Annotated in this window: 10 protein-coding genes; 9 read left to right on the top strand and 1 reads right to left on the bottom strand. The window is 67.4% G+C overall.

From position 1 onward, the window contains the following. The first annotated feature begins 1 nt into the window (after position 1). The 8 genes from AC5QAB_RS12470 to hglS all read left to right on the top strand — a co-directional run bounded on the left by AC5QAB_RS12470 (position 2) and on the right by hglS (position 9,317). The gene (locus AC5QAB_RS12470; RefSeq protein WP_049405521.1) at positions 2-3,001 is read left to right on the top strand and encodes a TonB-dependent receptor; all 3,000 of its coding nucleotides are present in this window, start codon (positions 2-4) and stop codon (positions 2,999-3,001) included. After that, positions 2,989-4,575 (top strand): serine hydrolase, encoded by a 1,587-nt coding sequence (locus tag AC5QAB_RS12465; RefSeq protein ID WP_197561863.1) that lies wholly within the window; start codon positions 2,989-2,991, stop codon positions 4,573-4,575. Before AC5QAB_RS12470 ends, AC5QAB_RS12465 begins: the two co-directional genes overlap by 13 nt. Continuing rightward, a complete protein-coding gene (locus AC5QAB_RS12460; protein WP_049441432.1) occupies positions 4,508-5,221 on the top strand; it encodes a M15 family metallopeptidase in 714 nt (237 codons plus the stop codon). Before AC5QAB_RS12465 ends, AC5QAB_RS12460 begins: the two co-directional genes overlap by 68 nt. 209 nt (positions 5,222-5,430) lie before the next feature. Then, positions 5,431-5,802 carry a hypothetical protein gene (locus AC5QAB_RS12455; RefSeq protein WP_046428249.1) on the top strand — a complete coding sequence of 124 codons (372 nt, stop codon included), beginning with the start codon at positions 5,431-5,433 and terminating at the stop codon, positions 5,800-5,802. Positions 5,803-6,034: 232 nt separating this feature from the next. Beyond that, positions 6,035-6,445 carry an EF-hand domain-containing protein gene (locus AC5QAB_RS12450; protein WP_014035758.1) on the top strand — a complete coding sequence of 137 codons (411 nt, stop codon included), beginning with the start codon at positions 6,035-6,037 and terminating at the stop codon, positions 6,443-6,445. A gap of 95 nt (positions 6,446-6,540) precedes the next feature. Then, positions 6,541-7,293, top strand: coding sequence for an HAD family hydrolase (locus AC5QAB_RS12445; RefSeq protein WP_014645722.1), 753 nt, complete (start codon positions 6,541-6,543; stop codon positions 7,291-7,293). Between the two features lie 31 nt (positions 7,294-7,324). Next, positions 7,325-7,813: a hypothetical protein gene (locus AC5QAB_RS12440; protein WP_049405514.1), complete on the top strand. Its 489-nt coding sequence runs from the start codon at positions 7,325-7,327 to the stop codon at positions 7,811-7,813. A gap of 139 nt (positions 7,814-7,952) precedes the next feature. Continuing rightward, a complete protein-coding gene (hglS, locus tag AC5QAB_RS12435; RefSeq protein ID WP_197561864.1) occupies positions 7,953-9,317 on the top strand; it encodes a 2-oxoadipate dioxygenase/decarboxylase HglS in 1,365 nt (454 codons plus the stop codon). A gap of 110 nt (positions 9,318-9,427) precedes the next feature. On the opposite strand, the gene scpC is transcribed toward hglS, so the two are convergent. Continuing rightward, positions 9,428-10,942: a succinyl-CoA:acetate CoA-transferase ScpC gene (gene scpC, locus AC5QAB_RS12430; RefSeq protein WP_032960979.1), complete on the bottom strand. Its 1,515-nt coding sequence runs from the start codon at positions 10,940-10,942 to the stop codon at positions 9,428-9,430. Between the two features lie 374 nt (positions 10,943-11,316). Here scpC and glnE point away from each other — a divergent pair, with 374 nt between their 5' ends. Continuing rightward, a complete protein-coding gene (gene glnE / locus AC5QAB_RS12425) occupies positions 11,317-14,112 on the top strand; it encodes a bifunctional [glutamate--ammonia ligase]-adenylyl-L-tyrosine phosphorylase/[glutamate--ammonia-ligase] adenylyltransferase (protein WP_197561865.1) in 2,796 nt (931 codons plus the stop codon). The last annotated feature ends 194 nt before the right edge of the window (positions 14,113-14,306 follow it).

Genomic DNA, 14,306 nt, shown 5'->3' with positions numbered 1-14,306 from the left:
GATGAAGGCTTACAGCATCAAGCGGGCGGCGTTGTGCGTCGCTCTCGGGGCGTGTCTGGGCGTGATCGCGCCCAGCGCATTTGCACAGGATGGTTCAGTGGTCGGCCGGCTGGTCAGCGATGCCGGCCAGGTACCGGCCGGTGCCACGGTGACCGTACGCAACCCGGCAACGGGCTTCGTACGCTCCGTGCAGGCCGAAGCCAACGGCAGCTACCGCATTCCGCTGCTGCCGGTCGGCACCTATGACATGGAGGTGAGCCTGCCGGGTGGAGGCGCCAGCCGTGTCGGCCAGGTGACGGTCAGTCTCGGCAGCGCGACCACGGTGAACGTGCCGCTGGGTGCGGTCAGTACCCTGGGCACGGTCGAAGTGCGGGCGCCGCAGGTGGTGTCGATGGTGGATGTGAAGTCCACCGAGTCGGCCACCAACATCACCCGCGAGGAACTGTCGCGCCTGCCAGTGGACCGTGACATCACCGCGGTGGCGCTGCTCGCGCCGGGCGCGGTGAAGGGCAAGGGGTCGCTGGGCGGGCAGGGCATTTCCTTCGGCGGTTCGTCGGTGGCCGAGAACACCGTCTACATCAATGGCCTGAACGTCACCGACTTCTACAACCGGGTCGGCTTCTCGTCGGTGCCGTTCTCGTTCTACCAGGAATTCCAGGTCAAGACGGGCGGCTACTCGGTGGAGTTCGGGCGCAGCACCGGCGGCGTCATCAACGCGGTGACCCGCTCGGGCAGCAACGATTTCAAGGCCGGTGCCGAACTGGTCTTCGAGCCGCGCGCGTGGCAGTCGCAGGCACGCGACCGCTACGACGGCAGCGGCAGCCGCTACATCACCGCCAGCCGCGACGACTACAGCCGCAGCGCGCTGAATGTGTTCGCTTCCGGTGCGCTGGTGCAGGACCGCCTGTTCTTCTTCGGCATGTACGAGGCGCGCGACTACCGTCCCACCTCGACCAATGATGCCGGCACGCGCCTGAGCCAGGGCAAGGCCGATGATCCGTTCTGGGGCGGCAAGATCGATTGGCAGATCACCGACAACCAGATGCTGTCGCTGTTCGGCTTCTCGGACAAGAGCAAGACCCTCACCGACGTCTACGCCTACGACTACGCCACGGGGCAGACCGTGGGCGAGCGCAGCAACCAGATCTACAACACGGTGGGTGGCAAGAACTGGTCCGGTACCTACAGCTGGCAGGTCAACAACGACCTGACCATGAAGCTGATGTACGGCGAGAACAAGCGCAACCGTGTGCAGAGCTCGTTGATGGACCAGAACTGCAACCGCGTGTTCGACAACCGCACGGCCGGCCAGGGCGTGCCGCCGTCGCTGCAGGGCGACCGCAGCTGCACCAGCAGCTCGCAGTTGGAGTCGGCGCTGGACACGCGCAAGGCCGCGCGCGCGGACTTCGAATGGACGTTGGGCAACCACCTGCTGCGGTTCGGCCTGGATCGGGAAGAGAACACCTCCGATTACAGCCGCGCCTATCCGGGCCCGGGCGGCTTCCGCTACGACATCTACTACCGCACTCCCGGCAGCTCGCTGAACGGTGGCGTGGTGCCGGCCAGCGGCGTGGTCGTGCGCACCCGTCGCTATGAAGTGGACGGGGCCTTCGAGACGATCAACTCGGCCTACTACCTGGAAGACAACTGGCAGGTGACGCCGAATCTGCTGCTGAACATGGGCCTGCGCCTGGAAGCCTTCGACAACAAGGGCGGCGACGGCAGCAGCTACATCAAGATCGACGACATGCTGGCCCCGCGCCTGGGCTTCTCCTGGGACGTGCGCGGCGATGGCACGACCAAGGTGTTCGGCAACCTGGGCCGATACTTCCTGCCGGTGGCCAACGTCATCAACATCAAGCAGGCCGGTGGTTTCCTCGACGAGCGCACCTGGTACGAGTTCCTCGGCTACACCGGCGCAGCTAACAACATCCCCAACCTGGGCGCGCAGATCGGCCCAGTGGACAACTCGCAGGGCGACGGCAGCGTGCCGGACCTGCGCGCGGAAGTGAACCGGGACATGGACCCGGTCTACCAGGATGAAGCGATCCTGGGCTTCCAGCAGATGATCAACGAGGCCTGGTCGGTGGGCGCCAGCGTGACCTACCGGCGCCTGCACAATGCCATCGATGACATGAACATCACCGCGACCGGCCAGTGCGGCGCCATCGACAGCGTGTGGATCATGGGCAACCCGGGCCGCACCAACACCGTATGGGGTGACACCGACTGCGACGGCCGCAACGATGGCTGGATCAGCATCGACACCTCGAAGGAAGGTTGGGCGCTGTATGACGACAACGGCAATTATGTCGGCCAGCGCGGCTGGGTGAAGCCCAAGCGTGACTACAAGGCGCTGGAACTGCAGGTCGACCGCGCCTGGGACGGCAAGTGGGGCTTCAACGCCTCCTACACCCTTGCATACGGTCGCGGCAACGCAGAGGGCCCGGTCAACTCCGATACCGACTTCGCCGATGCAGGGCGCACCGAGAACTTCGACAACCCCTGGGTCAACTACGGTGGCTACGGCTACCTGGCCAATGATCGCCGCCACCAGTTCAAGTTCCGTGGCAGCTACGCGCTGACCGAGAACCTGAGCGTGGCCGCCACCCTGGGCGTGCAGTCGGGCAGCCCGATTACCCGCTTCGGCGCCGGCAATCCGTTCGACGACACCGACTTCCACAGCTACTACGTGTGCGTGTCCAACTGCCAGGCGACGGTTCCGTCCCAGCGCGTGTTCGTGCATTCGCCACGCGGTGGCGATGGCCGCACACCCTGGACCTATGACCTGGACGTGAGCGTCTCGTACAAGGTGCCGATTCCCACCGATCTGCGCCTGAAGCTGGCGGTGTACAACGTGCTCAACCAGCAGCGCGTGGTGACCGTGGACCAGGACTACGAGCCGCAGGACAGCATCGGCACGCCGAACCCGCTGTACCGCTACGGCACCGGCTTCCAGTCACCGCGCTATGCGCAGTTGACCGTGACATGGGCCTACTGAAGCCCGCACGGCAGGCTCGAAACTGCGTCTGCGCGGCGGCGCTGGCGGTGTTCCCGGTTGCGGTGGCACAGACCACCGCGACCGCCTCCCTCGATGCCGATGTCGCTGCCGTCGTCCAGCTCGAGCACCTGCCCGGGCTGGCGATGGCGGTGGTCGACAACGGGCAGGTGGTCTATCGCCACGCCGAGGGCGCGCGTGGCGATGGCGGCCGCATCGACGAGGACACGCTGTTCAAGATCGCCTCCAACAGCAAGGCGATGACTGCTGCACTGCTGGCGCGGCTGGTGCAGCAGGGCAGGCTGCGCTGGGATGATCCGGTGCAGCGGCATCTGCCGGGCTTCCGCATGCACGATGCGTGGGTGGGCCAGCAGATGCAGGTGCGCGACCTGCTGATCCACAACAGCGGCCTGGGCCTGGGCGCCGGGGACCTGATGCTGTGGCCGGAGCCGAACACGTTCACCCGTGCCGACATCATCGCCGGATTGGCGCACCTGAAGCCGGTCAGCAGCTTCCGCAGCCACTATGCCTACGACAACCTGATGTACGTGGTGGCCGGTGAAGTGGCCGCTGCGGCGGGCGGCAAGCCGTATGACCAGCTGATGCGCGAGCAGGTGTTCGAACCACTGGGCATGACGCGCTGCCAGGTGGGGGCGTGGTCGGTGAAACGCGTGGGCAACGTAGCGCAGCCGCATGCCTGGCGTGGCGAACGCAATGAAGTGGTGAACGCCGATGGTGGAACCAGCCCGGACCTGCCGTCGATGGCGGCCGGCGGCATCCGTTGTTCGTTGCGCGACATGACGCGCTGGATGCAGGTGCTGCTCGATCCCACCCTGGCGCCCGGCTGGCTGGACACGGAGCAGCGCCGCACGCTGTGGACCCTGCACATGCCGATGCCGCTGGGCGAGCGCCAGCGGCGCTGGGACAATGCGCATTTCTACGGCTACGGCTATGGCTGGCGCGTGTCTGACATGGACGGCCAGTGGAAGGTGGCGCACACCGGCACGTTGTCGGGCATGTACTCGTCGCTGGCGCTGCTGCCTGATCGCCGGGTGGGCGTGGTGATGCTGATCAACGGCGAAGGCGAGGACGCACGCATGGCCCTGATGCAGGCCGCGCTGAAGCGCTTCACCGCAGCGGACGATGCGCGTCCGGCGATGGACTACCTGGCCGAACTGAAGGCTGACCAGGCAACGCGGGCCGCGACCGGCCATTCGCGGCCATCCACCGCGGCGGCGCAGGAGACGAGCCGCACGGACCTGTCCCGCTGGCAGGGCCGCTACCGCGATCCGTGGCTGGGCGCGGCCTCGCTCTGCCCGGGCAAGGACGGCCTGCGTTTCAGCGTGGACAAGTCGCCCAGGCTGCAGGCCACGGTGCTGCAGCTGCAGGGGCGCTGGCTGCTGCGCTGGGATACGCTGGGCGACGAGGCGCAGGCGTGGCTGCAGCCAGGCGAAGCCCCGGCACCGACGCTGGACCTGCGCGCCATCGACCCGGACATCGACTTCAGCTATGACTTCCAGGACCTGCATTTCACTCGTACTGGCGACTGCGCTGGCGGCGACCACCCGCGCCGCTGAGCCACCGCGCGTTTCACCGGCAGCCGACGCGGCCAGCGCCGGACTGGTGGAGATCCGCACGTTGTCGCCGCGCATCGACCTGGACATCCGCTACGCCGGTGCCAACAACTTCACCGGGGCGCGCGTGCCCGGCTACGAGGCGCCATCGTGTTATCTGCTGGCGCCGGTGGCGAAGGCGCTGGCACAGGTGGAACAGGACCTGCGCGGCGATGGCTTCGGCCTGCGGCTCTACGACTGCTACCGGCCGGTGCGTTCGGTGCAGGCGTTCATGGCCTGGGTGAACGATCCGCGCGAGCGCTCGCGCAAGGCACAGCAGTACCCGGACCTGGACAAACCACGGTTGCTGGCCGACGGCTACATCGCCGAGCGCTCCGGCCATAGTCGTGGCGCCACGGTTGATCTGGGCCTGCTGGATTGCCGCAGCGGTGCATGCACGCCGCTGGACATGGCCACCGACTTCGATTTCTTCGGTCCACGCGCGCATACGCAGGCAAGCGGATTGAGCGATGCGCAACAGGCCAATCGCCAGCAGCTGGTGCGCGCGATGGCGCGGCGGGGCTTCGTCAACTATCCGCAGGAGTGGTGGCACTACACCCTGCAGCCCGAACCGGATCCCGGCACCGCGTACGACGTCCCGGTACGGTAGGGGCATCGGCAGGGCTGCGCCCCGCCTCTGACAGTTTCCCGCGTGGTCCGTTGTAGAGCCGAGCCCATGCTCGGCTGCTCCTTGTTCAATCGTCGAGATATTCGATTTGGATGGAGATTCATCCACGCATGGCGTGGATCCACTGTGGCTGCCGATTGGGTCCGGCGCAGATCCCTTACACTGGCCGCCTTCTCATCCCAGCCCACCCGATGAACCTTCCCCTGCACTTCGGCCTGCTCGGCACCCTGGAAGCCGGCGCCATCGCCCTGCTGGTCGGGCTGCTGGTGTACTTCGTGTGGTCGCGGCTGTGCCGGCTGCTGCACTGGTCGGTGGGACATGCGATCGGCTGGTCCTGCGTCATCTCGGTGGTGGCCTCCGCTGGCATCGATGCGTGGAAGCTGTTCTACATGGGCATCGTGCGACTGGAGTCGCCGCTGTACGCGCGCCTGTTCCTGGCCACCATCCACGATCCGAACGAGCTCGGCAGCCGTGTCGTGCTGGAAATCGCCGGCGCGCTCGCCGGTGTCGCCTTGGGATGGGTGTTGTTCAGTTCGCGGTCATTGGAAAAAACCGTCGACTGACGCAGGTTTTTCGTTGCCTGCCGGTTAAATGCAGAGGCGTTGAATGCGCATCTTATGAGCCGCTCACTCCTCGCTAACCAGCGCGCTAAAGCATGCGTGGATGCGAGTGGTTAATCGTGCGTGTGGAGGCCGGTCGCGGCCCAAAATCGATTCAGAAACGCGGTGGCAGGGTAGGTGCCGTGCGGAAACAACAGGCCGCGCAACACCACCCAATATGCAGGAGACACCCCTGATGACTATTCGCAACCGCAAGCCCCTGATCGCCCTGATCGTCGCCGCTGGCAGCGTGCTGGCCATTCCGGCGATGGCCCAGTCGGCCAAGCAGCAGGCCGCACATGCGCAGAATGAAGCGGCGCAGGCCCAGCAGGCGGCAGCACAGGCCGGGCAGGCGGCTGACCAGGCGACCGATGCGGCCGCAGCGGCCTCGGCGCAGGCCAACGGTGGTGGCCAGACTTGGGCCAGCATCGATACCGATGGCAACGGCACCATCAGCAAGACCGAGGCGCAGGTGAACGCCGGCCTGGCCCAGGTGTTCGACCAGGCCGATACCAACAAGGACGGCGAGCTGAGCGCCGACGAGTACAAGGCCTACGTGGCCGCGCAGCAGGCCGGTGCGGGTGCCGGCGCGGCGCAGGGCCGCTGATCCAGACCTGATTCGGGAAGACCGGTGCATGGGGACCCGGGCGGCTGCGGCCGCCCGGGTTTTTCTCGTCATCGCCACCCCTGTATCCTTGGCCGATGAACACGTCCACGCCTGCGCCGTCGCGCGCCATCGGCCTGGTCGGTTTTGACGGTGACGACACGCTGTGGAAGAGCGAGGACTACTACCGCAAGGCCGAGCAGGATTACCTTGACCTGCTGTCGCGCTATGTCGACGTGCACGACACCCAGACCGCGCGCCACCTGCTGGAAGTTCAGCAGCGCCACCTGGGCACCTTCGGCTACGGCGTGAAGAGCATGACCCTGTCGATGATCGAAGCGGCCATCGACATCACCGGCCAGCGCATCGAGGCCAAGGACATCCAGCGCATTCTGGATATCGGCCACGATACCCTGCGCCACCCGGTGGAACTGATCGACGGTGTGCGCGAAGCCGTGGCGGCCATCGCCGAGCACTACCCGGTAGTGCTGATCACCAAGGGCGATCTGTTCCACCAGGAAGCGAAGATCAAGGTCGCCAACCTGGCCGAGCTGTTCCCGCGCATCGAGATCGTTTCCGAGAAGGACCCGGAAACCTACGCCCGCGTGCTGGCCGAATTCGAACTGCCGATGCAGCGCTTCGTGATGGTCGGCAACTCGCTGCGCTCGGACATCGAGCCGGTGGTGACCCTGGGTGGCTGGGGCGTGCATACCCCGTACGCGGTGACCTGGGCCCATGAGACCCAGCACGGCGTGGCCGACGACGAACCGCGCATGGTCACCGCCGATACCGCCCACGACTGGCCGGCCGCACTGGCGGCGATCGAGGCCAAGGCCGCTGCGGCGGCCTGACAGGGCCCGGCAGCTGCGGCAGAATCGTGGCATGAACGTCCGACTGCGCGCGCTGTTGTTGTCCCTGCTGCTGGCGCCGGCCACCGTGCTGGCCCAGCAGACCGCCGAGCGTTCGGCTGCGTATGAGGTGGCAACCGGTGACCGCTGGATCGATGCCCAGTTGCAGGACATCAACCATTACGCCGAACGCTACCCCGATGCCTTCCTCGATGAAGTGTCGCGCTACGCCGATGTCCCCCGCGGCTACATCAATGCGCTGTTCACCACCCATGGCTGGCAGGCCGGGGATATCTATTTCGCCTGCTTCTGGGCCAAGGCCAGCGGCCAGACCTGCCGCGACAGCGTGCGCGCCTTCAGCCAGGACCCGGAGGGCGGCTGGGAAGCGGTGGTGAAGCGCATGCCGGCCAAGCCGGACAACCTGCATTACCGCGCTGTGCGGCATGCCATCGTGGCCAGCTACCAGCACTGGGACCGGCCGATCACCCTGGATGCCACCCTGAAGCGCCAGTTGAAGCGGTAGTGCCGGCCGTTGGCCGGCAACTGCACCCTTCCAGGCATCAGGAGGTTGCCGGCCATGTTGCTCTGCGTATCGCCGCCGCCGCGCGCTCCGGCGACAATACGGGTCCGAGCTGTTCCCCGTTCCCGTAATCGAGTGACTGATGAGCGCCTCTTTCGTTTCGCCTGATGTGATCCGCCGCCTGTTCGCGCAGGCCATGTCCCGCATGTACCGCACCGAAGTGCCGCTGTACGGCACGCTGGTGGAACTGGTGGAGCGGATCAACGCGCAGGTGCTTGCCCAGGACCCGGCACTGGCCGCGCAGCTGCAGCGCAACGACGAGCGTGCGCGCCTGGACGAAGAGCGCCATGGCGCGATCCGCGTCGGCACCGCGCAGGAGCTGGCGACGCTGCGCCGCCTGTTCGCGGTGATGGGCATGTACCCGGTCGGCTACTACGACCTGTCGGTAGCCGGCGTGCCGGTGCACTCCACCGCGTTCCGCCCGCTGACCGGCGCCGCGCTGGCGCAGAATCCGTTCCGCGTGTTCACCTCGCTGCTGCGCCTGGAGCTGATCGAAGACGGAACCCTGCGTGCCGAGTCGGCGAAGATCCTGGCACGCCGCCGCATCTTCACCGACGGCGCACTGGCGCTGATCGACCAGGCCGAGCGTGACGGTGGCCTGTCGCAGGCCGACGCCGAGCGCTTCGTCGACGAAGCACTGGAAACCTTCCGCTGGCACGGCGATGCCACGGTCGATCTGCCGACCTACCACGCGCTGCACAATGCGCACCGCCTGGTGGCCGACGTGGTCAGTTTCCGTGGCCCGCACATCAACCACCTGACCCCGCGCACGCTGGACATCGACGCGGCGCAGGCGGCAATGATCGAGCACGGCATGGCGGCCAAGGCGGTGATCGAAGGGCCGCCGCGCCGCGCCTGCCCGATCCTGCTGCGCCAGACCAGCTTCAAGGCGCTGGAAGAGGCCGTGCATTTCCCGGATGCGGACGGTGGCGATGCCGGCACCCATACCGCGCGCTTCGGCGAGATCGAACAACGCGGCCTTGCGCTGACCCCGAAGGGCCGCGCGCTGTACGACCAGCTGCTGTCGCAGGCACGCGATGCCGGTGGCGAAGGCAGTACCGGTGGCGACTACGGGCAGCGCCTGCAGGCGGTGTTCGCCAGCTTCCCGGATGACCATGACACGCTGCGCCAGGAAGGATTGGGCTACTACCGCTACCAGCTGACCGACGCCGGCCGCGCCGCGCCGGAACGCGTGGCCGATCTGCCTGCCGAAGTGCTGGTGGCCGCCGGCCTGGCCACGGCCGATCCGATCGTCTACGAGGATTTCCTGCCGGTCAGTGCCGCGGGCATCTTCCAGTCGAACCTGGGCGGCGAAGAACAGCGCGCGTATGCCGCGCACGCCAACCGCGAGGCTTTCGAGCAGGCGCTGGGCGTGGCGGTGAATGACGAGTTCGAGATCTACGAGCGGCTGCAGGCCGAATCGCTGGCGGCGCTGCGCACCGCGTGAAGGTAGAGCCGGCCGCTGGCCGGGCGCACCGCGTGAGGTAGAGCCGGGCGCTGGCCGGCTGTAGGGGAAGCCGGCCAGCGGCCGGCTCTACCCGATGTCCGGACCCGGGGTCAGCCCTTCATCGTGCCCGTATCCAGCCAGCGCTGGTGCCACGACAGTGCTTCGGGCAACAGGTGCGGGGTGTGCTTGCCGTAGCTTTCGCGGCTGGCACGGTCGAAGTAATCCTGCAGCTGCGGGCGGAAATCCGGGTGCGCGCAGTTGTCGATCAGCACCTGCGCGCGCTTGCGCGGGGTCAGGCCACGCAGGTCGGCCAGGCCCTGTTCGGTGACGATCACCGACACGTCGTGCTCGGTGTGGTCGACATGGCTGGCCATCGGCACGATCGCCGAGATGGTGCCGTTCTTGGCAGTGGACGGGCTCAGGAACGCCGACAGGAAACCGTTGCGGGCGAAGTCACCCGAACCGCCAATGCCGTTCATGATCCGCGTGCCCATCACGTGCGTCGAGTTGACGTTGCCGTAGATGTCCACCTCGATCATGCCGTTCATGCCGATGCAGCCCAGGCGGCGCACCAGTTCCGGATGGTTGGAGATCTCCTGCGTGCGCATGATGATGCGCTCGCGGTAGAAATCGATGTTCTCCTTGAACGTCTCGTTGGCCTGCGGGCTCAGCGCGAAGCCGGTACACGAGGCGTAGCTCAGCACGCCATCGCGCAGCAGGTCGAGCATGCCGTCCTGGATCACTTCGGTGAACGCGGCCAGGTCGCGGAAACCACTCCTGGCCAGGCCGGCCAGCACGGCGTTGGGGATGTTGCCCACGCCCGACTGCAGCGGCAGCAGGTTCGGCGGCAGGCGGCCCTTCTTCACCTCGTGCTTGAGGAACTCGATCAGGTGCGAGGCGATCTGTTCGCTGGTCGCATCGATCGGACTGAACGGGCTGTTGCGGTCCGGGCCGTTGGTGCGCACCACGGCCACGATCTTGTCCGGGTCGCAGCGCAGCGCGGTGTCGCCGATGCGGTCGTTGGCGTTCACCAGCGGAATCGGCTTGCGGTGCGGTGGCAGCGCGGTGCCGTAGTAAATGTCGTGCATGCCGTCGACGCCGGCCGGTTGCCATTCGTTGACCTCGACGATCACCTTCTTGGCCAGGTCCAGCCAGGTCTTGTTGTTGCCGACCGAGGTGGAGGGCACCAGCGAGCCATCTTCGCGGATGGCCGAGACTTCGATCACGGCGGTATCGATCTCGCCGTAGAAGCCGAACCACACGTGCTGGGCGACGTGGCTGAGGTGGATGTCGATGTAATCCAGCTTGCCCTCGTTGATGCGGTTGCGCGCATCCGGATCGCTCTGGAACGGCATGCGCATGGCGATGCCATCGGCCTTGGCCAGCGCGCCATCGAGTTCCGGCGCGGTGGAGGCGCCGGTCATCAGCTTGATCTGGAAGGGCTGGCCCTGGGCGTGCACCGCTTCGATGCGGCGGGCCAGTTCGACGGGAACGGCCTTGGGATACCCGGAGCCGGTAAAGCCGCTCATGGCCACGGTTTCACCGGGCTGGATCAGCGCGGCTGCGGCCTCGGCGGAGACCACGCGGTCACGAAGACGCGCGTTGGCGATGCGATCAACAGACATGACGACAGTGTTTCTGGGGGGAAAGCCGATTATCGGCCATCCTCATCCGTACGGGGGGTTCTACCTTCGTGGAATGGCTTTTCCCCACCGGGGTCACCCATACCCACCGGTTTTGTTTTGCAGTGCAGCGTGCAAAGTGCTTTCGCAGCCCGCACGATGGCCCTGCATCCCGACGTGGGGGAGGGAGCAGAGCCCGCTGGCAGTTCGCTGCAAGCGGGCTTTTTTATTGCCTGCCGCCCAGTATGAATGCGCGCGACACACCGGGTCGGATCCTTTTGCCACGGGCAAAAGGCTCTGACCCGCGCAGTGCCAGCACTCTGGGGTCAGAGCCCTTCGCCGTTGGCAAAGGGATCCGACCCCGCGAGAATCGATGCATGACCCTCGCCCCCGCCGATCTGCCCACCTCCCTGCAGCCTCTTGTCGACCGCGCCCTGGCGCGCCTGGCCCAGGTCCTGCCCGAGCCTTTTCCTGCCGAGCTGCTGCCGCTGCTGACCCGGCTGGCGGTGGCCAGCGACTTCGCGCTGGACACCCTGGTGCGGCAACCGGCGCTGCTGGCGCAGCTGGCCGCGCCCGGCTGCCCGCCGATCCCGGCGCCGGTGCTCGATCCGCTGCAACCCAGCGACTGGCCGGCACAGCTGCGGCGCTGGCGCACCGCGATGTCCACGCGGCTGATCTGGCGCGACCTGGCTGGGCTGGACGACGTGGCGCAGACCCTGGCCGGCGCCACCACCCTGGCCGAGGATTGCCTGCGGCTGGCACTGGACGCCCTGCAGCAGGAATTCGCACAGCGGCACGGCGTGGTCCGTGATGGCGCAGGCGTCCCCCAACAGCTGGTGGTATTCGGCCTGGGCAAGCTCGGCGGTGGCGAGCTCAACTTCAGTTCCGATATCGACCTGGTCTATGCATACCCGCAGGGCGGCGAATCCGACGGTCCGCGCGCGCTGGCCGCCGAGGAGTATTTCGCCCGCCTCGGCCAGCGCCTGGCCAAGCTGCTGGACGAAACCACGGTCGATGGCTTCAGCCACCGCGTCGACCTGCGCCTGCGCCCGTTCGGCAGCGCCGGTCGCGTCGCGCTGTCGTTCGCGGCGATGGATCAGTACTTCCAGCGCGAAGGCCGCGACTGGGAGCGCTATGCCTGGCTGAAGGCGCGCGCGGTGGCCGGCGACATCGACGCCGGCGAAGCGTGGTTGCAGACCCTGCGCCCGTTCGTATACCGCCGCTACCTGGATTTCACCGCGCTCGACGGCCTGCGTGAGATGAAGGCGGCGATCACCGCCGAAGTCGCGCGCCGCGAGCTGCACGAAGACATCAAGCGCGGCGCCGGTGGCATCCGCGAAATCGAGTTCCTGTGCCAGGCGCTGCAGCTGATCCGCGGTGGCCGCGAGCCGGCGCTGCGCGAGCGCCGCCTGCTGGTGGCACTGGACGCGCTGGTGGCCGCCGGACAGATTGCGCCCGACGATGGCGCTGCGGTGCGCGAGGCCTACCTGTTCCTGCGCCGGTTGGAGAACCGCCTGCAGATGCTGCGCGATGCGCAGACCCACGTGCTGCCCAGCGACGCGCTGGACCGCGCGCGCATTGCCATCGGCCTCGGCTACCCGGATTGGGAGGTACTGCGCGCGGCACTGGCCGAACAGCAGCAGCGGGTCAGCACCGAATTCGCCGCGCTGCTGGCCCCGCGCAAGGGCCAGGCCGCGCCCGACGCGCTGGCCAACTACTGGCGCAGCCTGCCCGAGGGCAGCAACGCGCCGTTGCTGGCCGAAGCCGGTTTCCTCGATGCCAATGGCGCCGATCAGTCGCTGCGCGATTTCGCCCAGGGCACCGGCGTGAAGTCATTGTCCGACGCCGCGCGTGCACGGCTGGATCGCGTACTGCCGGCGCTGCTGCATGCGGCCACGCGTTCGCCGCAGCCCGATGCCGCGCTCAAGCGCGTGCTTGGCCTGCTGCAGGCGGTGCTGCGCCGGACCAGCTATCTGGCGCTGCTGGACGAACAACCGAGCGCGTTGGCGCGTCTGGTCGATGTGCTGGCGCGCAGCGCGCTGCTGGCCGAGCGGCTGGTCGCGTATCCGCTGCTGCTGGATGAACTGCTGGATGTGCGCGTGTCCGGGCCGATGCCCGATGCCGCCGGCATGCTGGCCGAGTGCCAGCAGGTGCTGGCGGTGGAAGATCCGGAATCCGCGCTGCGCTGGCTCAACGAGACGCGGCTGGCGCTCAGCTTCCGCATGGCGATGGCCACGCTGGATGGCCGCCAGGGCGCGGTGGACAGCACGCGGCAACTGGCCGAGCTGGCGCAGGCGGTGGTGGTCACTGTGCTGGCGATGGCCGAGGCGGACATGCGCGCCGCGCACGGCGCGATTCCCGGTGGACGTTTCGCGATCATCGGCTACGGCAGCCTCGGTGGGCTTGAACTGGGCTTCGGTTCCGACCTGGACCTGGTATTCCTGCACGACAACCCGGCCGGCGTGGAGGCCAGCGACGGCGCGCGTCCGCTGGAGCCGGGGCGCTGGTATGCGCGGCTGGCGCAGAAAGTGATGGCGCTGCTCGGTGCGGTCACCGCCGCCGGCCGCCTGTACGACATCGACGTGCGCCTGCGCCCGGATGGCGGCAAGGGGTCGCTGGTGTCTTCGCTGGCCAGCTACACCGAATACCAGCGCGAACGTGCGTGGACCTGGGAACACCAGGCGCTGGTGCGCGCGCGTGGCGTGGCCGGCGATGCCAGCCTGCTGGCCGATTTCGAGCAGGTGCGTGCACAGACGCTGGGGCGTGAGCGCGACATGGGTGTGCTGTATGCCGACGTGCTGAAGATGCGTGGGCGCATGCGCACCGAACTGGACCGCAGCGACGCCGCACGGCTGGACCTGAAGCAAGGTGCTGGCGGCGTGGTGGACCTGGAATTCCTGCTGCAGACCGGTGTGCTTGCGCGCAGTGCGCGGCACGTGGCGTTGCTGCAGCCGCGCGATACGCCGTCGTTGATCGATGCGTTGGCTGGTGCTGGTTTCCTGCCCGATGCCACTGCGCAGGCGCTGCATGGCGCGCACGCCACGCTGTTGGACGTGGGCCTGGCCTGCACGCTGGACCGCCGCCCGCGGCTGGCCCCGACCACGCCGGCGATTGAAGAGGCGTGTGCAGCGATTACGGCGGCGTGCAGAGCGGCAGAGCTGCCGTTCGCCTGAGTGCCGGATGGCGGAGGACTGCAGTTGGTAGATGCCAACCTTGGTTGGCATGAATGCCAAGCGCCAACCAAGGTTGGCGACTACCGGATCAATGGCCCTGCGATGCCCGCTCCTGGTGGGTGCCGACCGTTGGTCGGCACAATCTGTCGGCAGCGATGAGTTCTGCAGGGCGTGCCGACCAACGGTCGGCACCC

The sequence above is a fragment of the Stenotrophomonas sp. YJH_SMC_127 genome, assembly GCF_059372445.1.
The sequence above is the reverse complement of the archived record's forward strand: the minus strand, read 5'-3'. Positions and strand labels throughout refer to the sequence as shown.